Annotated in this window: 18 protein-coding genes and 1 pseudogene; 6 read left to right on the top strand and 13 right to left on the bottom strand. The window is 74.9% G+C overall.

Annotated features, from left to right (window positions below; genetic code table 11):
- Positions 1-7 precede the first annotated feature (7 nt).
- Positions 8-796: a hypothetical protein gene (locus ACPPVO_RS10760; RefSeq protein WP_426511063.1), complete on the bottom strand. Its 789-nt coding sequence runs from the start codon at positions 794-796 to the stop codon at positions 8-10.
- 78 nt (positions 797-874) lie between these two features.
- Here ACPPVO_RS10760 and ACPPVO_RS10755 point away from each other — a divergent pair, with 78 nt between their 5' ends.
- Positions 875-1009 carry a hypothetical protein gene (locus tag ACPPVO_RS10755; protein WP_426514962.1) on the top strand — a complete coding sequence of 45 codons (135 nt, stop codon included), beginning with the start codon at positions 875-877 and terminating at the stop codon, positions 1007-1009.
- Positions 1010-1031: 22 nt separating this feature from the next.
- On the opposite strand, the gene ACPPVO_RS10750 is transcribed toward ACPPVO_RS10755, so the two are convergent.
- The 3 genes from ACPPVO_RS10750 to ACPPVO_RS10740 all read right to left on the bottom strand — a co-directional run bounded on the left by ACPPVO_RS10750 (position 1032) and on the right by ACPPVO_RS10740 (position 3880).
- Positions 1032-1931, bottom strand: a complete 900-nt coding sequence (locus ACPPVO_RS10750; RefSeq protein ID WP_426511062.1) for an LPXTG cell wall anchor domain-containing protein — start codon at positions 1929-1931, stop codon at positions 1032-1034.
- 99 nt (positions 1932-2030) lie between these two features.
- Entirely contained in the window at positions 2031-2699 is a 669-nt protein-coding gene (locus ACPPVO_RS10745) for a response regulator transcription factor (RefSeq protein WP_360383623.1), read from the bottom strand.
- A complete protein-coding gene (locus tag ACPPVO_RS10740) occupies positions 2669-3880 on the bottom strand; it encodes a sensor histidine kinase (RefSeq protein ID WP_426511061.1) in 1212 nt (403 codons plus the stop codon). The genes ACPPVO_RS10745 and ACPPVO_RS10740 overlap by 31 nt, the downstream gene beginning before the upstream one ends.
- A gap of 78 nt (positions 3881-3958) precedes the next feature.
- Between ACPPVO_RS10740 and ACPPVO_RS10735 the strand changes: the two are divergent.
- A pseudogene (locus ACPPVO_RS10735) lies at positions 3959-4342 on the top strand (class I SAM-dependent methyltransferase); the annotation flags it as partial.
- A gap of 207 nt (positions 4343-4549) precedes the next feature.
- On the opposite strand, the gene ACPPVO_RS10730 reads toward ACPPVO_RS10735, so the two are convergent.
- The 5 genes from ACPPVO_RS10730 to ACPPVO_RS10710 form a co-directional block, all read right to left on the bottom strand.
- Positions 4550-5218 carry a class I SAM-dependent methyltransferase gene (locus ACPPVO_RS10730; protein WP_426511060.1) on the bottom strand — a complete coding sequence of 223 codons (669 nt, stop codon included), beginning with the start codon at positions 5216-5218 and terminating at the stop codon, positions 4550-4552.
- A gap of 73 nt (positions 5219-5291) precedes the next feature.
- On the bottom strand, positions 5292-5642 hold the full coding sequence (locus ACPPVO_RS10725; protein ID WP_426511059.1) for a hypothetical protein: 351 nt from the start codon (positions 5640-5642) through the stop codon (positions 5292-5294).
- A gap of 8 nt (positions 5643-5650) precedes the next feature.
- Positions 5651-6925: an alpha/beta hydrolase family protein gene (locus tag ACPPVO_RS10720; protein WP_426511058.1), complete on the bottom strand. Its 1275-nt coding sequence runs from the start codon at positions 6923-6925 to the stop codon at positions 5651-5653.
- Complete coding sequence (locus ACPPVO_RS10715) at positions 6922-7647, bottom strand: helix-turn-helix domain-containing protein (protein ID WP_426511057.1); 726 nt, start codon at positions 7645-7647, stop codon at positions 6922-6924. The genes ACPPVO_RS10720 and ACPPVO_RS10715 overlap by 4 nt, the downstream gene beginning before the upstream one ends.
- Positions 7648-7714: 67 nt before the next feature.
- Positions 7715-7960, bottom strand: coding sequence for a hypothetical protein (locus ACPPVO_RS10710; protein ID WP_426511056.1), 246 nt, complete (start codon positions 7958-7960; stop codon positions 7715-7717).
- Between the two features lie 140 nt (positions 7961-8100).
- Between ACPPVO_RS10710 and ACPPVO_RS10705 the strand changes: the two genes are divergently transcribed.
- Together ACPPVO_RS10705 and ACPPVO_RS10700 are read left to right on the top strand one after the other, a co-directional pair.
- On the top strand, positions 8101-8694 hold the full coding sequence (locus ACPPVO_RS10705) for a hypothetical protein (RefSeq protein ID WP_426511055.1): 594 nt from the start codon (positions 8101-8103) through the stop codon (positions 8692-8694).
- 33 nt (positions 8695-8727) lie between these two features.
- The gene (locus ACPPVO_RS10700; protein ID WP_426511054.1) at positions 8728-9558 is read left to right on the top strand and encodes an alpha/beta fold hydrolase; all 831 of its coding nucleotides are present in this window, start codon (positions 8728-8730) and stop codon (positions 9556-9558) included.
- Positions 9559-9796: 238 nt separating this feature from the next.
- Here ACPPVO_RS10700 and ACPPVO_RS10695 read toward each other — a convergent pair whose 3' ends face one another.
- The 3 genes from ACPPVO_RS10695 to ACPPVO_RS10685 all read right to left on the bottom strand — a co-directional run bounded on the left by ACPPVO_RS10695 (position 9797) and on the right by ACPPVO_RS10685 (position 13039).
- Positions 9797-10909, bottom strand: coding sequence for an XdhC family protein (locus ACPPVO_RS10695; protein ID WP_426511053.1), 1113 nt, complete (start codon positions 10907-10909; stop codon positions 9797-9799).
- Between the two features lie 242 nt (positions 10910-11151).
- Complete coding sequence (locus ACPPVO_RS10690; protein WP_426511052.1) at positions 11152-12195, bottom strand: vWA domain-containing protein; 1044 nt, start codon at positions 12193-12195, stop codon at positions 11152-11154.
- Entirely contained in the window at positions 12182-13039 is an 858-nt protein-coding gene (locus tag ACPPVO_RS10685) for an AAA family ATPase (RefSeq protein WP_426511051.1), read from the bottom strand. Before ACPPVO_RS10685 ends, ACPPVO_RS10690 begins: the two co-directional genes overlap by 14 nt.
- Before the next feature lie 622 nt (positions 13040-13661).
- Between ACPPVO_RS10685 and ACPPVO_RS10680 the strand changes: the two genes are divergently transcribed.
- Positions 13662-16997, top strand: coding sequence for a hypothetical protein (locus ACPPVO_RS10680; protein ID WP_426511050.1), 3336 nt, complete (start codon positions 13662-13664; stop codon positions 16995-16997).
- A 634-nt stretch (positions 16998-17631) separates the two neighbouring features.
- Here the strand turns inward: ACPPVO_RS10680 and ACPPVO_RS10675 are convergent.
- Entirely contained in the window at positions 17632-18198 is a 567-nt protein-coding gene (locus ACPPVO_RS10675) for a nucleotidyltransferase family protein (RefSeq protein WP_426514598.1), read from the bottom strand.
- Between the two features lie 84 nt (positions 18199-18282).
- Here ACPPVO_RS10675 and ACPPVO_RS10670 point away from each other — a divergent pair, with 84 nt between their 5' ends.
- Complete coding sequence (locus ACPPVO_RS10670; RefSeq protein ID WP_426511049.1) at positions 18283-18780, top strand: NUDIX domain-containing protein; 498 nt, start codon at positions 18283-18285, stop codon at positions 18778-18780.
- Positions 18781-18789 lie beyond the last annotated feature (9 nt).

The following is an 18789-nucleotide window of genomic DNA, read 5'->3' as shown; positions in this document are numbered from 1 at the left end:
ACGACGGTCAGCCGAACTCGTGCGGCGCGGCGTCCACCCGCCTCGCCACGGCGGCGCGGATCGTTCCGGCGTCGTCGGCGAACGGCCCCGAGTACGCGTAGTACTGCGCGGCCAGCCGCCACCCGGAGTCGCGGTCGGTGTGGATCCGGCGGATGACCGCCGCGAGGTCAGGTAGACCGAGGTACTCGGCGCCGTCGGCGGCCGCCTCGACGAACTGCGGGGACCGGTCCGAGCGGGCCTTCCCCACGCCGCCGGACATGACCGTGTTGTGCAGCAGCATGAGGTTGCCGACGTGGCGCAGCCCGGCCGGATCGCCGTGCGGGTCCGCCAGCACCAGCTCAAAGGCCGCGTCCAGCAGGTCCTCGACGCGGTCGCCGAGGCGCGCGTACAGCGGGTCGTCCGGCCATCGGGGCACCTCTCGCCACGCGTGGGCGGCCTGCAACCGCTCCAGGTCGCCCACGCCCTGCAATGCCTCGAGGCCGTACCGGCGGGGCAGCACGGCGGCGCGGGGCACGGCGACCCGGGCGCCTTGCATCGTCACGGTCGCGTCGCCGGCCGGGCCGGATTCGACCAGGAAGCGGTCCGCCGAGCCCGTGCGCAGGACGGCCAGGCAGTGCTCATGGCCGATGGCCGACACGATGAGCGCCGCGTACGGGGCGCCGTCCCAGCGGAACATCGAGTCCGGGCCGGCCTCCGGCGAGTCGTAGACGGCGGCGAGCTCGTCCGGGTGCAGGTATCGCTGCCGCCCGGGGTCGCCGAACGGGCGGAACGAGTACGAAGAGCGGCCCTCCGGCACACGGTGAAGCATGCCAGAGCGGGCGTCGACGGGTCGGATCCGAGGTGATGACGGCGAGCAGACGGCTTCTTCACGAGGATGAAGGCCGGCGCCACCGGGGAGCGGAGGGAACTGGCCGAGCTCACCGGCGCCCCCGTCACCACGACGCTGATGGCGCTGGGGGCGTTCGCGCTCGGCCTGCGCCCCGACTTCGCCGGTCAGGCCGACGACTGAGGGGTGCGTCGGCGCCCGGGGGTCAGCTGCGCAGGATGATCCGGCGGCGGCGGGCGACGAGGATCAGCACCGCGCCGGCCAGGACCGCGGCGATGCCGCCCCCGACCAGCGGGGCCGTGTCGGAGCCGGTCACCGGCAGCGCCGGGGCGGAAGGTGCGGCCGAGCTCGGCACGGGTACGCGCTTCGCGAACACCGAGTTCAGGCCGCGCTGGCCCTCGACGACCTGGGCGTCGCCGGCGCCGCCCTCCGGGAGCACCATCTGCCAGCCGGGCGGCGTGGAGAACCGGAGGCCGACGGAGCCGGCCGGCAGGTGGGTCAGGTGGGCGATGCCCTTGGCGTCGGTGACGGCCTGGCCGTAGGTCTTGTCCGTGCCGTCCTCGACGGCGATCACCGTGATGCCGGGGGCGCCCGGGCTGCCGTCGCCGCAGTCGCCGGTCGGGGCGTTGCCGACGCAGACCTGGACGTCGACGTCGCCGAACGCGCCGGGGACCTTGATCACCAGGCCGGCGCTGTTGTCGGCGGGGTTGGCGTCGCCGTTGTCCGACTCAAGGGTGAAGCTCAGCGGGGCGCCACCGTACCGCCAGGCCTGGTGCGTGGTCTTCCCCGTGATCGTGAACGTCTTGGAGCCGGCGGCGTCGAGGTCGAAGCCCGTCTCCAGCGCGCCGTAGTCCACGTCCTCCAGGCTCTTCACGTAGCCGCCGGCGATGTGGGAGTGCACGGACTTGGCCGCACCGTGGTTGGTGACCACGACCGTCAGCGAGAACGGCGCGTTCTCCGCGTAGGACGGCTGGTCGGCGGCGATGGTCACGGCCAGGTCCGGCTGCGGGTCGGCGGCCAGGGCGGCGGTGGCCGGCAGCACCGCGAGGGCGGCGCCGGCGAGAGCGGCACCGGCGACGGCGACGGCGGCGGCGAGAGCGCGCATGAGGGACCTCCACGGCAACGGAATCGAGCAGCAAGTTATCGCTCCGCATCGAGGCCCGTTGTCCCGTCGCCGGTGACCCCCGTCACACCCCTCGTGCCCTCAGACGCCGGGCCGGCTCAGCCCACTCTCGTACGCCCACACGACCGCGCCGACCCGGTCCCGCACCTGCAGTTTGGCGAAGATCCGGCCCACGTGGGTCTTCACCGTGGTCTCGCCCAGGTAGAGCCGGCCGGCGATCTCGGCGTTGCTCAGCCCGCGGGCGATCAGGCTCAGCACTTCGCGCTCGCGGTCGGTCAGGCGCTGCAGGCGCGGGTCGGGCTGCGGGCCGGGGCCGGCGGTGACGTACCGGTCGAGCAGTCTTCGGGTGACCGACGGCGAGACCATCGGATCGCCGCGCAGCACGCCGCGGATCGCCACGAGCATCTCCGCGGCGGGCGCGTCCTTCACGAGGAAGCCGTCGGCACCGTTCCGCAGGGCCGCGAAGGCGTACTCGTCGAGGTCGAACGTCGTGATCATCAGGATCCGGGTGGCGGGCAGGGCGCCGCGGATCCTGCCGGCCGCGGTCACGCCGTCCAGGCCGGGCATGCGCACGTCCAGGAGGATCACGTCCGGGTGGTGCTCCACCGCGAGGTCGATCGCCTGCCGGCCGTCCGCCGCCTCGCCGACGACGGTGAGGTCGGGCTGGCTGTCGACCACCATGCGGAGCCCGACCCGCATCATCTCCTGGTCGTCGCAGATCAGGACCCGGGACGGTTTCCGGTCGGACATGCCTCCATGCTGCCGGTGTACCGCTGTGGAATCGCTGTGACGGCCGGTTCGAGCGGCAGCGTGGCGACCACCCGGTAGCCGCCCTCCGGCCGCGGGGCCGCGTCGAGCGTGCCGCCGAACATCGCCACCCGCTCGCGCATGCCCGCGATGCCCCGCCCGGACGACGGCAGCCGCGGCGACCGGGGCGCGGCGGTGCCGCTGTCGCGCACCTCGATCCGGACCGCCCGCCCCGGGCCGGGCTCGCCCAGGTCGACGGTGACCTCGGGGCCGGCGCCGGCCCCGGCGTGCTTGACCACGTTCGCCAGCGCCTCCTGGACGATCCGGTAGGCCTGCACCACGGCCCCGGCCGGCACGTCGTCGCCGCGGCCGGTGACCCGGATGACCGCGCCGTCGACCCCGGCCGTCAGCCGCGGAAGGTCGGCCAGGGTCGGAGACGGCGGCGGCGGTACCGGTCCGCCGGCCTCCAGCACCGCCAGCAGCCGGCGCAGCTCGTTCAGCGCCTCCCGCCCGGTGGCGCTCACCAGCCGCAGCGTCCGGTCCACGGCGGCCGGGTCGGTGTGCCGCATCAGCTGCGCGCCCTCGGCGTTGACGACCATGACGCTCACGCTGTGGGCGAGCACGTCGTGCAGTTCCCGGGCGATCCGGGTCCGCTCCTCGGCGGCGGCGGCGCGCGCCAGGGCCCGGCGCTCGGAGTCGGCCAGCTCGGCCCGGCGCTCGACCGACTCGAGGTAGGCGCGCCGGCCCCGCACACGCTCGGCGAGCAGCCAGGCCGTGGCGATCGCCAGGCCGTAGGTGAGCAGGCTCCAGCCCGTGTCCGGGGCGGCCCGGACGGTGAGGGTCCAGGCGCCGAAGAACGCGGCCACGGCCGCACCGGCGACGATCGCCGCCCGGCGCCGGCCGCGCACGACAAGCGTGTAGAGCATCAACAGCAGCGCCAGGTGGGCGAGCGGGAGATGCTCCGCCCAGGCCCGGGTGAGCAGCCCGAGCCAGGCGGCGCCGAGCATGATCGCGGTCATCGCCGCCGGGCGGTGGCGCCGTCCGAGCAGCGGCAGTACCAATCCGGCCAGAACGAGGATCTGCACCCAGAGCGGCCGCCCGGCGGGCGGGACGACGATCGCCGGCGCCGCGAGGGCGACCGCGAGGACCGGGTCGACCGCGCGCCGTCCCACCACCCTGAACACGGCCCAACGGTACCGATCGGAGGCCGGACGGGAGTCCTCCCACGGTAGGACGGGGACGGCCGCACGGACGGACGACCGATGATGATCATGGCTCCTAGCGTCCCCGCCATGTCGATTCTCACCGAGTTCCTGCGCCACCCGCTGCTGACCGGGGCGATCGCCGCGAGCTCGCCCGCGCTGGCCCGGACGATGACCGAGGGCATCGGCCTGGAGCGGGCCCGGACCGTCGTCGAGCTGGGGCCCGGGACCGGCGTCTTCACCGACGCGATCCGGCGCCGGGTCGGGCCCGGCACCCGGATCGTCGCGATCGAGATCAATCGCCACCTCGCCGCGCGCCTGGCCGACCGGTACCGCGGGCAGCCGGTGGACGTCGTGCACGGCTCCGCCGCCGACCTGGCGAGCCTGGTGGACCATCCGGTCGACGCGGTGGTGTCCGGGCTGCCGTGGACCGTCATGCCGGAGCCGGTCCGGCACCGGATTCTCGATGCGGTCGCCGCGGTACTCGCACCGGCGGGCGCGTTCACCACGTTCGCCTACGCCCACGCGGCCTGGACGCCACCGGGCCGCCGGTTCGCCGGCGAGCTCGGCCGGCACTTCGGCACGTTGCGCACGAGCCGGCTGGTGTGGCGCAACCTGCCGCCGGCCTTCGCGTACCGCGCGACCGCCCCCTCAGGCGGGCTTCACCGCGACCAGGCCCAGGACGTCGGGAACGCCGGCCGGGCCGACCTCCTCCACCCGGCCGAGCCGCAGCCCGGCCGCGATCACGGCGTTGAGCAGATCGGCGAGCGGTAGGTGCCAGGCGCCGACGCGGGCCCGGACCCCGGCCGGGCACCAGGCCTCGTAGGTGTGCGACCGGTCGGCGTAGCGCTCGTCGACGATGACCGTCGGCCGGGCGCTCCAGTCGGCGAACGCGCCCACGTAGCAGGGGTGCACGCCGATGTGGACGAACCGGCCGCCGGGCCGTAGCACCCGGGCCACCTCGCGGAGCACGGCCGCGTAGTCCGGCACGTCGGTGTGCGCGAGGACGCAGTCGACCGCCGGGACCGCGCCGTCGGCGAACGGCAGCGCGGCCGCGTCCGCCCGCACCACCGGCAGCCGGCGCACGGCGTGGCGCAGCTGGCCGCCGGACAGGTCCAGCCCGACGGGGCTCCACCCGAGCGCGCCCAGCTCGGCGGCCTGCACCCCGGTGCCGCAGCACAGGTCCAGGCAGACGCCCGGCCCGGCCCCGAGCAGCCGGCGCAGCAGCGCCTGCCGGCGCGTCGTGTACTCGGCGGCGGCCCCGGTCACGTAGTCCTCGTACCAGTCGGCGTGGGCGTCGTACGCGGCCTTCGTCGTCATCATCAGACCGTAGGCCGCGGCGCGCCGGCCCACCGTCCCGAGCCGCCGGCGTTCGCGCGCAGCGAACGGGCCGTCAGGCGTTGCCGAGGTACGGGCTGAAGTGCTCGGCCACGATGTCGGCGATCCCCTCGGCGCCCAGGGAGCCGTCGATCTCGACGACCGGCATGCCGAGCGCGGTCGCGGCGCGCACGGCGTCCTCGGCGACGAGGCGGTCGCGGGCGATCCGGTTGCGCTGGGCGCGCTCGGGGTCGCTGACACCGCGCGGGGGCGCGCCGGCTCTCGTGAGGGTGCCGAGCTGGTGCCGGCGGTACGCCGTGATGCCGTGCCGGAAGGCGAGGATCCGGGCCACCGTGGATTTGCCGGCCCATTGGCCGCCGCCGATCCAAAGCGCCTGCCGCGGCGCTCCCGACGGATCCCACAGCATGGGTCGCGTCAGCTCCGGTTCAGCCAGTCGGCGACGTCGATGACGACCGCGGCGTCCATGTGCTGGGCGGACTCGTACTCGGACGGCTTGGACGGGCCGCTGCCGCTGAAGAACAGGTGGTTGTCGGCGTCGTGGACCCGGACGGTCACGCCGGGGCGGCCCGCGAGCGCGGCGCGCCAGCGGGCGAGGTCGTCGTCGACGGTGACCTGGTAGTCGCGGCCGCCCTGGAGGATCAGCACGGGCTTGCCGAGCGCCGCCGCGGCCGCGGGCGGGTCGTAGCCGCGCAGGTCGAGCCAGTACGGGGCCGGGACGCCGAACGGCAGGTCGCTCGCGGGCGTCGCCGTCGACAGGCTTGGACTGTCGACGGCGGTCGCCTGTCTGGTCAGGGCGTCGATGGCCGGTTGTACCGTGTCCGCGCCCGCCGGGTCCAGCGAGCCCAGGTAGCGCAGCTGGCGCACCGCGGACCAGTGCAACGGCTGCGCCCCGCCGGCCAGCAGGACCAGCCCGGCGACGGACGGGTCGGCGGAGGCGACCCGCGGGGCGACGGTACCGCCGAGGCTGTGGCCCAGTATGAACACCCGCGCCGGATCGACGCCCTCGCGCTGCCGCAGCAGGTGCGTGGCCGCGGTGGCGTGGTGCAGGTACTCGTCGTCCACCGTGAAGTCCGCCGTGATGAGGCCCGGGTGGGCCCGGGTGACCTTGTCGAACCGCAGCACGGCGACGCCGCGGCTCGCCAGGCCCCAGGCGAGGTCCTTGAAGGGCTTGTTGCGGCCGATCGTCTCGTCGCGGTCCATCGGTCCGGAGCCGGGCAGCAGCACGACGGCGGGGTGCGGCCCGGGCGCTCGGGGCCGGGACAGGGTGCCGCCGACGGCGAGGGGCCCCGAGCCGATCGTCAGGTCCTCCTCGTCGAAGGCGCCGGGATCGGCGTACCCGGGCGGCCGCCACGGCTCGGCCGGCGCGGCCGCGTCGGCGCCGGCGAACTGGATGCCGACGACCCAGCCCGAGCCGGTGATCGTGGCCAGCATGGTGACCCGGCCGTGGGCGAAGACGACCGGAGTTCGTACCAGCGTGCCGCCCGGCCCTTCCGGATCGCTGACGGGCGCATCCACCGCCGTGACCGGCCCGTGCCGTTCGATCTCGGCGCGCCAGACGGCCCGCAGCGACTCCGGCGTGAGCATCGCGCGAAGGTTCGGCGCGAACAGGTCGCGGAGCTCGGCGAACCTGTCCGCCTGCGCCAGTTCCAGAATCCTCATGCTGATCTCGCCCGGCCCGGTCGTGGTCATGTCGTCCTCCGTTTCCGGCGTGTCGGCTTCTTCGCTTCGCCGCCGCGAGGCGCCACCGTCGCTTCGCCGCCGCGAGGCGCCACCGTCGCTTCGCCGCCGCGAGGCGCCACCGTCGCTTCGCCGCCGCGAGGCGCCACCGTCGCTTCGCCGCCGCGAGGCGCCACCGTCGCTTCGCCGCCAGGAAGCGACGGTGTCGCTTCCTCGCCCGGGAGCATCACCGTCGCCAGGATGCGGCGTTTGCGGCCCGGGCCCGGGGGTTTGGCCGCGGCGGGCTGCAGGACGCGCATGAGGTCCTGCAGCAGCGTGGTGAACTCCGCGTCGTCGAGCCACAGCCCGGCCAGCCGGAAGTTCGCCCCGTCCCGGACGGGATCGACCGCGTCGCGCGCCAGGTACCGGTCGACGTCACCGAGCAGCCCGGCCACGAACGCCACGAACGCCTGCCGCATGTCCGCGGCGCTCATCGCCGCGACCTGGTCCGGCGTGATGACCGCGGCGCTGGCCCGCAGCGTGTACGTGCGCTGCACCGCGCCCCGGACCAGCTGCTCCACGACGACCTGGAGCACGCCGGCGTCGACCAGGCGGGCGACCTGCCGGTACAACGTCGCGGGCGGCACATCGGCGAGCTCGGCGGCCAGCGCGCCCGTCGTCAGCGCCCGGTCGCCCAGGAACGCCTGCACGATCCGCAGCCGGACCGGGTGCAGCAGAAGGTCCGCGGACTCCACACTCCGGACCGTAACACACCATTCTCATTCGCGATAAGGTTCCCGGCGATGAGAACGGTGCCGGGTCTCAGTGCTCCGACGCCGGGACCACCAGTGGCCGCCCGACGGCGTCCAGGGCGGCCAGCATCTCCAGCTCCGCGCGGTAGCCGGCGCGGTCGAGCTCGCCGTAGAGGAGGCGCACCGTCGCGGACCGCTCGGCGTCGGCCAGGCGGCGGTGCGGCCGGCCCGGCGCGGCGGCCTTGTACAGGTGGCGCGAGATCAGCAGCACGTAGACGCCGGCGGTCGCCGCGGCGGCGAGCATGGTCGCGAGCATTCGCAGGACGCTACCGGGCGGCGGGCGGGCGACGGTACCAACTCCGCGGATCGAATCTGTTGCACTCCCCGGCAGCAACCCCTGGGCAACCGGCTTGCCGGGCATCCCGCGCGTCGCCGCCCATCTGGGATGCTGGGCCCGTGGAGAGCGTCTACCGGCGGTCGGCCGGCACGGCCCGCGGCGAGGCCCGGCGGCAGGAGCTGCTCGAGCGCGTCGTGGAGGACCTCGCGGCCCACGGGCTCGTGGACTTCTCGCTGCGCCGGGCCGCACGCGCCGCCGGTACCACCCACAAGGTCTTGCTCTATCACTTCGCCGGCGTCGACGATCTGCTCGTTCAGGCGGTGGACCGGCTCCGGAAGCGGCGCATCGACACCGGGCTCGCCGCGGCCGCCGCCGGGCCGGGGACCCTCGCGGCGCGCGTGGAGGCGCTGTGGCCCGTGCTCACCGACCCGCGCTTCGGGCATCGGGTGCTGGAGCAGTCGACCGGGCTCGCGATGTACGACCCCACCCGGTACGCGCAGTTCGGCCGCGAGGCGACCGAGCGCTACCTGCCCGCGCTGCTGTCGCTGTGCCCGCCGGACTGGAGCGCCGCCCGGAAGGCCGAGGTCGCGGAGATGATGCTCGCCACGCTGCGCGGCCTCCTGCTCGACCGGGTGACCGGCGGGGACGAGGAGGGCACCGCGGCCGGGCTGCGGGCGCTGCTGCGGGCCCTCGAACGCGAAGAACGGGCCTAGCGCTCAATGTGAACCACGTGGTTCACTTCTTGCATGACGCAGATCGAGCTCGGGGTCGGCACCGTCGAGTACCGCGACACCGGGGGCACCGGGCCCGTCATCGTGCTGCTGCACGGGCTGCTCATGGACGCGTCGCTGTGGGACTCGGTCATTCCCGAAATTTCGCCACATTTCCGGGTGATCGCCCCGACGCTGCCGTTCGGCGCGCACCGCATCGCCGTACGCGCGGACGCGGACCTGTCGCTGCCCGGCACCGCCGCCACGGTGCGGGAACTGCTCGACCGGCTGGACCTGCGCGACGTCACCCTGGTCGGCAACGACACGGGCGGCGCGGTCGCGCAGCTGGCCGCGGCCGACCCCCGCGTGGGCCGGCTCGTGCTGGTGTCGTGCGAGGCGTTCGACAACCTGCCGCCGGGCCTGACCGGCCGCACGATCGCCGCGCTGGGCCGGCTGCCCGCGGGCCTCTTCCGCGCGTTCATGCAGCAGATGCGCCTCAAGCCGGCACGGCGCCTCCCGATCGCCTTCGGCCGGCTGACCCGGCGCGGCGACCGGGCGACGCGCGCCTGGATGGCGCCGATCCTGACCCAGAAAGCGATAGCCCGGGATTCGGTACGTGTACTGCGCGCCGTCTTCGCCGACCGCACGATCCTGATGCGCGCCGCGGAGGATCTGCGCGGCTTCGACCGCCCGGCGCTCGTGGTGTGGGCCAAACACGACCGCGTGATGCCGCCCGAGCACGGCCGGCGCCTCGCGGAGCTGCTGCCGCAGGGCCGGCTGGTGGAGATCGAGGACACGGACACGCTGATCCCGCTGGACCAGCCCGGCCGCCTGGCTGAGGCGCTGCGCGGGTTCCAGTCGCCGTGACCGGCCGCGGCCACCCGGCCGCGGCGCTGCGCGGGCTCTAGTCGCCGTGACCGGCCACGGCCACCCGGCCGCGGCGCTGCGCGGGCTCCAGTCGCCGTGACCGGCCACGGCCACCCGGCCGCGGCGCTGCGCGGGCTCCAGTCGCCGTGACCGGCCACGGCCACCCGGCCGCGGCGCTGCGCGGGCTCCAGTCGCCGTGACCGGCCACGGCCACCCGGCCGCGGCGCTGCGCTGCGCTCTAGTCGTGGTGGATGCGGCCCGCCGTCATGGTGAGCCGCGCTCCCCCGCCGCCCCAGCGCCCGGCGATGATCTCGGCGGCGATGCTCACGGCGGTCTCCTCCGGGGTGCGCGCGCCCAGGTCGAGGCCGATCGGCGAGGACAGGCGGGCGATCTCGGTCTCGCCGATCCCGGCCTCGCGCAGCCGCGCCATGCGGTCCTCGTGGGTGCGGCGGGAGCCCATCGCCCCGACGTACGCGAACTCCCGGCTCAGCGCCACCTGCAGCACCGGCACGTCGAACTTCGGGTCATGCGTGAGCACGCACACGACGGTGCGGTCGTCGACGCGGCCGGCGTCGATCTCGCCCTGGAGGTACCGATGCGGCCAATCGACGATGACCTCGTCGGCGCCCGGGAAGCGCTTCGAGGTGGCGAAGACCGGGCGGGCGTCGCAGACCGTGACGTGGTACCCCAGGAAGCCACCGATCCGCGCGACCGACGCCGCGAAGTCGATGGCGCCGAAGACGAGCATGCGCGCGGGCGGCGCGTACGACGCCACGAACACCGTGAGGCCCTCGCCCCGGCGCTCCCCGTCCAGGCCGTAGTGCAATGTGTCGGTCCGCCCGGCGGCGAGCAGGCCACGGGCGTCGTCGGTCACCGCGGCGTCGAGGCGCGCGGAGCCCAGGGTGCCGTCGGCGGACCCGGGCCACACCACGATGCGCCGCCCGACGCGGTCCGCCGGTCCCTCCACGATGGACACGACGGCGACCGGGTCGCGGTGCTCGATCGCGTGCGCGACGCGCTCCAGCTCCGGGTACGTCGTGCGGTCGACCGGCTCGACCAGCAGCTCGATGATGCCGCCGCAGGTCAGGCCGACGGCGAAGGCGTCGTCGTCGCTGACGCCGTACCGCTGCACGACCGGGCTCCGGAGCTCGACCACCTCGCGCGCCAGCTCATACACGGCCCCCTCGACACACCCGCCCGAGACACTGCCGACCGCGGTCCCGTCCGGCCCGACGAGCATCGTCGCGCCCGCCGGCCGCGGCGAGCTGTGCCAGGTGCGCACCACGGTGGCCATCCCGACCGGCTCCCCGGCGCGCCACCAGCCGAGCAGCTCGCTGAGCACCTCACGCACGACGCACCTCCGGGCGGCGCAGGCCACTGAACTCCTCACGCACCGCGCACCTCCGGCTCGGCAACACGTCGCCCGCGCCGCCATGGCGGGGGCCGCTGAGCACCTCACGCACGACGCACCTCCGGCTCTGCAACACATCGCCCGCGCCGCCATGGCGCGGGCCGCTGAGCACCTCACGCACGACGCACCTCCGGCTCTGCAACACATCGCCCGCGCCGCCGCGGCGCGGGCCGCTGAGCACCTCACGCACGACGCACCTCCAGGCTCTGTACCAACGTCTCCAGCGCCGCGATCGTATGGCCCGCGACGAGCGCGTCGACGTGCGGGAGCACCGCGGCCAGGCCCGCGGCGGACGGCGAGAACCCGGGCCGCCCCGCGTGCGGGCTGACCCAGACGACGCGCGCGGCCAGGCGGCGCAGGTGGGCGACGGTGTCGGCCAGCCGCACCGGGTCCCCCGTCTCCCAGCCGTCGCTGCAGACCACGACCACCGCGCGGCGGGCGGCGCCGCGATGCCCGTCGCCGCGCACGAATGCGCGCATCGTGTCGGCCAGCCGGGTACCGCCGCGCCAGTCGGGAATCGACTGCCCGGCCAGGCGCAGGGCCGTCTCCGGATCGCGGGTGCGCAGGGCGGACGTGAGCGGGGTGAGGCGCGTGCCGAGCGCGTACGCCGTCGTCCACCGTGGACGGTGCCGCACCAGCGCGTGGGTAAAGCGGAGCAGCGCGTCGGCGTACGGCGACATCGACCCGGACACGTCGACCAGCACGACCAGGCGCCGGGGCCGCGGCCGGCGCGCCTTGCGCAGCAGCACGTCCGGGCCGCGCAGGAGGGCGCGCACGGTGCGGCGCCGGTCCACGACGCCGCGCGAGGCCGGGGTGTACCGCCGGCCGCGCCGCATGGGCTCGGCCCGCCCCGCGATCCGCAGCAGCCGCGCCGCCTCCACCCGCTCCACAGTGGACAGGGTGGCGAGGTCCCGATGCCGCAGTACCTCCTCCGCGCTGGCCTGCACCGCCAGCGCCGGATCGCCGTCGGCCGCCTGTCCCGCCGGCGGCATCGTGGCCCGGAACAGCGACCGCTCGGGCATCCGCCGCACCTGCCACGGCGTGCCCTTCGGCGCCGGATCGCGCTCCCGCCCGCGGACGGCGGCGTCGTACCACGCGATGTCCTCCGGCGACCCGCACAGGGTGAGGCGCCCGACCCAGTACGTGTGCTCGGGCCCCACCGCGTCCAGCGCGGTGAGGAAGGCCAGCCGCCGGTCGAGCGGCACCGCGCGGTCAGGTGAGGACATCGGCGGTCCGCACCAGCTCGATGTCCTCGCGGACCTTGAGCACCACGCCCAGCGTCTCCACGCCCGGCGCCGGCAGCCCCAGGGCCCGCAGGGCGGCCGCCCAGTCGATCGCCTCGGCGACGCCCGGGGGCTTGACCAGGTCGAGGGCCCGCAGCCGCGCGGTGGCCTCCGCGATCCGCGCGGCCAGCCGCTCGTCGATGCCGGGCAGCCGGGTGCGCACGATGGCGGCCTCGCGCTCGGGGGTGGGGTGGGCGACCCAGTGGTACAGACAACGGCGCTTCAACGCGTCGTGCACCTCGCGCGTGCGGTTGCTGGTCACCACCACGACCGGCGGTACCTCGGCCACGATCCGCCCCAGCTCGGGCACCGTGACGGCCGCGTCGGCGAGCAGCTCGAGCAGGTAGGCCTCGAACTCGTCGTCGGCGCGGTCGACCTCGTCCACGAGCAGCACGCAGGGGGCGCGCTCGACGGCCTGCAGGAGCGGCCGGGCGAGCAGGAAGCGCCGGTCGTACAGATCGGCCTCGAGCTCGTCGGCGGAAAGCTCACCGCGGGCGGCGGTTTCGACGGCGCGCAGGTGCAGAACTTGGCGCGGAAAATCCCAGTCGTAGAGCGCCTGCGAGGCGTCGAGCCCTTCGTAACACTGGAGCCGGATGAGCTCTACCCCGGCGGCCTCGGCCAGCGCAGCCGCGAACGCGGTCTTACCCACCCCGGCGTCACCCTCGAGAAAGATCGGCCGACCCAGACGCAGCGCAAGGAAGCCCGCCATCGCGAGCCCCTCGTCAGCGAGGTAGCCCACGTCGGCCAGGCGCGCCGCAAGAGCGGCCGGCGAGGCGAAGTCCGGCACGCCCACAACTATGCGCCTAAGCGTGCCGTTCGGGGAATCATCACGCTGAGTGCCGCCACAACTACGACATTCCGGCCCCGTCCACCGCGCAGCAACCCGTTCGAGTCCGAACGTGCACACCGCCTCAACGACGCCGTCCATTCCCGCCCGAACGCGCACACATCGCCGCGCGCCCTGTCCACTCCTTCCTAAACGCGCACACAACGCCACTGCACCGCCCACTCCCATTCGGATCCCGTCCAGAACGCGCACACATCGCCACCCGCACCGTCCAGTCCGTCCAAACGCGCACGCATCGCCAACCGCGCCGCCCACTCCCACCCGGATCCGACCCGAACGCGCACACATCGCTCACTCGCATCGTCCATTTCCCGTCGGAACGTGCACGCATCGCTCACCCCGCGCCGTCCATTTCCCGTCGGAACGTGCACGCATCGCTCACCCCGCGCCGTCCATTTCCCGTCGGAACGTGCACGCGTCGCCAACTGCGCTGCGCCGTTCGTTCCTGTCCGGACGTGCACATATCGCTCAGCCCGCACCGTCCGTTCACGTCCGGACGTGCACGTCCTGCCGGCGGGAAAATGCGCTGCGTGCCGTGCCTGGGCGGCGCCATGATGAGCGCGTGACGACGCGCCTCACCGCAGGGGTGATTCCGGGCGCCGGCGAGCGTGTTTGGTCGAGGGCGCCGGAGGCTCCCGGGCGGGCCGTCGCGGTCGGGCCGGCCGACGCCGACGAGCGGCGGGTGAGCGCGGCCCTCGAACGGCTCGAGCAACTCGTCGAACAGGGCGGAGTCGTGGCCGCCGACGCCGGGGTCGAGCTCGGGGCCGGGTTCCGCTCGGCGCGCATCGAGGGCGGGGCCGGCAACCGCCGCGACGGTGTGCTCGCCGCGCTGCGGGCCGTCGGCGCCGCGCCGCTCGGGGCGCCCGCCGCGGTGTCCGTGGCACTGTTCGGCATCGAGGCGACGAAGCCGCTCGGGGCGGCCGCGACCGCGGCGGTGGCCGACGGCCGGTGGGCGGCGCTGCGGTTCGCGGTGGCAGCCGCGGAGGTACTCGGGCCGGAACAGCTGGTGGCGCTGCTCGACGCCCTGTCCGCGGACGGCGTCGACCCCTTCCCCGACGGGCTGCCCTCCGTGGTCGGGGAGCAACTGCGGCAGGTGCTGGAGGCGGTACCCCAGCCGCGGCGGGCCGTGCTGCTGCGCAGCCTGTGGGACGAGGTCTGCGCGCACCAGGAGGCGGAGCGGCGCCGCGACCGGCGGCGGGCGACGCAGGCCCGCACCGACCGGCTCGACGACCTGCGCCGCCGGTTCGCGCGGTACGACGACGACGCGATCGTCGAGGCCGTCCGCCGCACGGTGCGCCGGGAGCCGACCCTGGCCGACGCCGCGCGATGGAAGATGCCGCAGTGGTACCGCCACCGCCGCACCACCGTCACCCTGCACGACTGCCTCGGTGCCACCGTGCTCGTGCGACTGGCCGTGTCGGTCGCCGACCACGGCGCGGCCGCGGCGCTGGAGCGGCACCGCCACGAGATCGCCGCGGCCGGAGCGCTGCTGGACCAGCCCGCGGCGCAGCTCGCGGCGCGGCCGGTACCGGGGCTCACGGGCCTTCCCGCGCGCCCGGGCGCGATCCTGCGCGACCTCGACCGCCGCCGGCCGCGCCCCGACTCCTTGCCCAACGTGATCGCCAACGCCCGCGCGTACGGCCGGCTCGCACTCGAGAACGCCGCCATCCTGCTGTACGAACTGACAGAAGTGGACGACGAGCACGTGCACAAGATCGCCGCGCGATGGGCCGCCGGGTCCATGAGCGACTGGCGGGACAAGGTCGGGCTGTTCTCGCCGGAGCGGCTCGCGCAGTGGTGGCAGCCGCGGCTCCTGCAGGGCATCGACGGCGTCAGCCTCGGACAGCTACTGGCCCGCGGCGAGCCGGCGCGGGAGACGATCGGCGACCTGCTGTGGCTGGCCGAGCTGGGCGACGCGCTGGCCCAGCTGGACGGGGAGGCGGCGGCGACGGTGGAGTACGGCCGGGTCCCGGACATCATCCTCGAGCGCCCGGAGGCGTCGCCGCTCGAGCCGCGCCGGGACTCGATCGCGCTCGTCGCCGGCGGGACGGCGCAGCTCGCAGGGCTCGCCGGGCTGCGGCCGGGCACACCGGTGGCGGCCGCGGCGCGGCGGGCGCGCACCTGGAGCGGCCTGATCGCCGCGCTGCGGGCCGAGGCGGCCGTGGCCGAGGCGCTGACCGGCTCCTTCGCCGTCCCCGCGGCCGTCCTGGCCGCCGACGGCGCCACGCTGCCAGGCGGCGACGAGCAGATCGAGGTCGCACACACGCCGCGGCGGACGGCGGAGTGGGGCGCGTACATGGGAAACTGCATCGGCGGCCAGTTGTACACCGAGGCCGCACTGGCCGGACGCGCCTTCCTGCTCGCCGTACGCGCCGCCGACGGCCGCCTCCTGCTCAACGCCGACCTGCGCCCGAGCGCACGCGGATGGCGGATCGATGAGCTGCAGGCGCGGTTCAACCACGACCCGGAGCCGGAGCTGGCCGACCGCTTCCGCGCCTGGGTGGCCACGCTGCCGCCGCCCCCGGACCCGGCCCACCCGACCGCGGTCGATCCGGAACTCCCGGCACCCGGCCACGTCCAGGTGCACGTCCGCGGCCGCCACGCCCAGGAAGAGGCCCGCGGAGGCTACGCCCATGAGGAAGCCCGCGCACGCTACGCCCATGAGGAAGCCCGCGCACGCTACGCCCATGAGGAAGCCCGCGCACGCTACGCCCATGAGCAGGCCCGCGGACGCTACGCCCAGGAGGAGGTCCGCAGGCTCCACGTTCAAGAGCCGACCCGCGGACGCCACGCGCAGGACCCGGCCCGCGGGCGGCGTAGCCGGACCCCGGCGGCGCGGATCGCGGCCGAGCACGGCCCGGCTCTGGGCGCCCGCGCGACCGATGCCCTGCGCACTCCGCCAATGCAAGAAGCGCTGCAACTGCTGGCGCGGCTGGACGGCCAGGCCGACGAGGACCTGGCGGCGATGACGGCGCTGCGGCGGGTTTCGGCGGGCGCCCTGACCCGTACCGTGGCCGCAGCCCTCGAGGCGGGTGTCCTCACCGCCGGGCAGGTGTGGCGCGCCGGTGGTGCGCGGCCGCTCAGCAGTGCGCTGGCCGCGTACGGGGCGAAGCAGGACGGACACGGAACGACGCACACCGGGCACGGGACGGCGCTGGACGGACCGGGGGCGATGCAGGCCGCGCACGGAAGGACGCTGGACGGGCTGGAAACCGCGCAGGCTGGACACGGGGCTGCGCACGCCGGGCACGGGGCGACTCTGGACGAGCTGGAAACGGCGCAGGCTGGACACGGGGCAGCGCTGGATGGACTGGGGACGGCGCTGGATGGACTGGGGACGGCGCCGGCCGGGCACGGGACGGCGGAGCCGGCTGGACACGGGACGGCGGAGCCGGCTGGACACGGGACGCCGCGGGCCGGGCACCGGGTGGCGGAGCTGGCGCCGTTGGCGTTGGACGAGCCGTTGACGGGATCGCTGCGTACGGTGGCGAAGGCTCCCGGCATCGCCGAAGCCCGGACCACCGAGCTGGTGGCGCGGCGCGTCCGGCGGGCGATGGGCGTGCTGTTGCGGGCCGGTAACCCTGCGCTCGCCGGGCGGCGGCCGGAGGGGCTCGATGCGCCGATGCTGTGTGCGTGCGCGCTCGCGGTGACGTCGTGGTCGGGGCCCGGGGTGCCGGTGGCGGGGGCGCGCCGGGTCACCGTGCCCGGGTTTCCCGCCTCGGCGCTGAACGACGATGGCGGGCCCTGGGTCGCGGCCTGGCCGGACGCGGTGGAGTTGGGCGCCGACCGCGAGGTGTTCTGGGAGTGCGTTGCCGAGCACGGGCTGCTGGTGCCGGCCGCGTGGCTCGAACCGGCCGGCTGGGCGGCGCTTTGGGCGCACGCAAACCGTCATCGCTGACCGTTCGACCGCGCATGGCACTGCAGCCGGGCTACATGAACCGCCACCGCTCGCCGCACGATTACGCGCGGCCGGCGGGCGGCCACCACAAACCGTCATCGCTGACCGCACGACCATGCGCGGCACCGGAATCGCAGCGCGCAAAACGACCCCCGCAACCGCACGACCATGCGCGGCACCGGAATCGCAGCGCGCAAAACGACCCCCGCAACCGCACGACCATGCGCGGCACCGGAATCGCAGCGCGCAAAACGACCCCCGCAACCGCACGACCATGCGCGGCACCGGAATCGCAGCGCGCAAAACGACCCCCGCAACCGCACGACCATGCGCGGCACCGGAATCGCAGCGCGCAAAACGACCCCCGCAACCGCACGACCATGCGCGGCACCGGAATCGCAGCGCGCAAAACGACCCCCGCAACCGCACGACCATGCGCGGCACCGGAATCGCAGCGCGCAAAACGACCCCCGCAACCGCACGACCATGCGCGGCACCGGAATCGCAGCGCGCAAAACGACCCCCGCAACCGCACGACCATGCGCGGCAATGCAACCGGACGCGCAAAGCGACACCGAGCAACCGCGCGACCGTGTGTGGCGCCGACACCAGGCGACCTCGCCGGGCTGGGCGGTTACTCCGGGGGGACGTCCAAGTCGGTGTCGTCGGCGATGTCCTCGCACGGCACGCCCTGGACCTGGTCCGCGTGCGCCACCAGATACGCTCGCGCGCCCACGTCCGCCGTCGCCAAGGTTGTCACGCCCGGCCAGTGGTCGCGGCCCAGGATCACCGGATGGCCCCGTTTGCCCTTGTACGTCGCGGTGAGCAGGGCGGCCGCGCCGGGCGGCGCCGCGGCCAGCAGCCGGGCCACCGCCTCCGGGCCGATGCCCGGCGTGTCCACGAGCAGTACCAGGACCGCCGAGGCGTCGGTGTCCGCCAGCGCCGCCAGCCCCACGCGCAGGGACGAGCCCATGCCGCTCTTCCACGTCGAGTTGTCCACCAGCGTGGCGTCGCCCAGCGAGGCCTCGGCGCGGACGCGGTCGGCCTCGGCGCCGAGGACGACCCACACACGTGTGCAACCGCCGTCGCGTAAGGTGGCGACGGCGCGTTCGACCAGCAGGCGGCCGTCCTCGTGGCGCACGAGGGCCTTGGGTCCGCCGTACCGGCGGCCGCCACCTGCGGCGAGTACGAGTCCGACTATCGCGCTCAGCGGGCTCTCCTACGTCCGACGGTCTACAGCACCGACTCGGACCAGATTAGTACCCGCTCGGTAGGCTGCATGCTCATGGCCCTCCATGATCACTGTTCGTACTGCGGCGCCGCCTATGAGCAAGGGGCGCCCTGGCCACGGGTCTGTGCCGCGTGCGGCGAGACCACCTGGCGCAATCCGCTGCCGGTGGCGGTGACGTTGCTGCCCGTCGACACCGACGAGGGGCGCGGGATCGTCGTGGTGCGCCGCGACATCGAGCCGAAGCGCGGTGAGCTCGCGCTGCCCGGCGGGTTCATCGAGGTCGGCGAGTCGTGGCAGGAGGCGGCGGTCCGGGAGCTGCTCGAGGAGACGACGATCCGGGCGGATGCGGGCGACGTCCGGCTGTTCGATGTGCAGAGTGTGACCAGCGGGAATCTCATCGTGTTCGGGGTACTGCCGCCGCGTCCTCTGGCCGAACTGCCCGCGTCGATCCGGACAGAGGAGTCGCTCGGGTTCGAGATCGCCGTCGGGCCGCGCGAGCTGTGTTTCCCGACCCACACCGACATGCTGGCGGCCTACTTCGCGGCGGAGTAGCGGTCGCCC

It is taken from the genome of Dactylosporangium sp. McL0621 (assembly GCF_049995355.1).
Classification (GTDB): Bacteria; Actinomycetota; Actinomycetes; order Mycobacteriales; family Micromonosporaceae; genus Dactylosporangium.
Note: the sequence above shows the minus strand (reverse complement) of the source record. Positions and strands in the feature narration are given on the sequence as shown.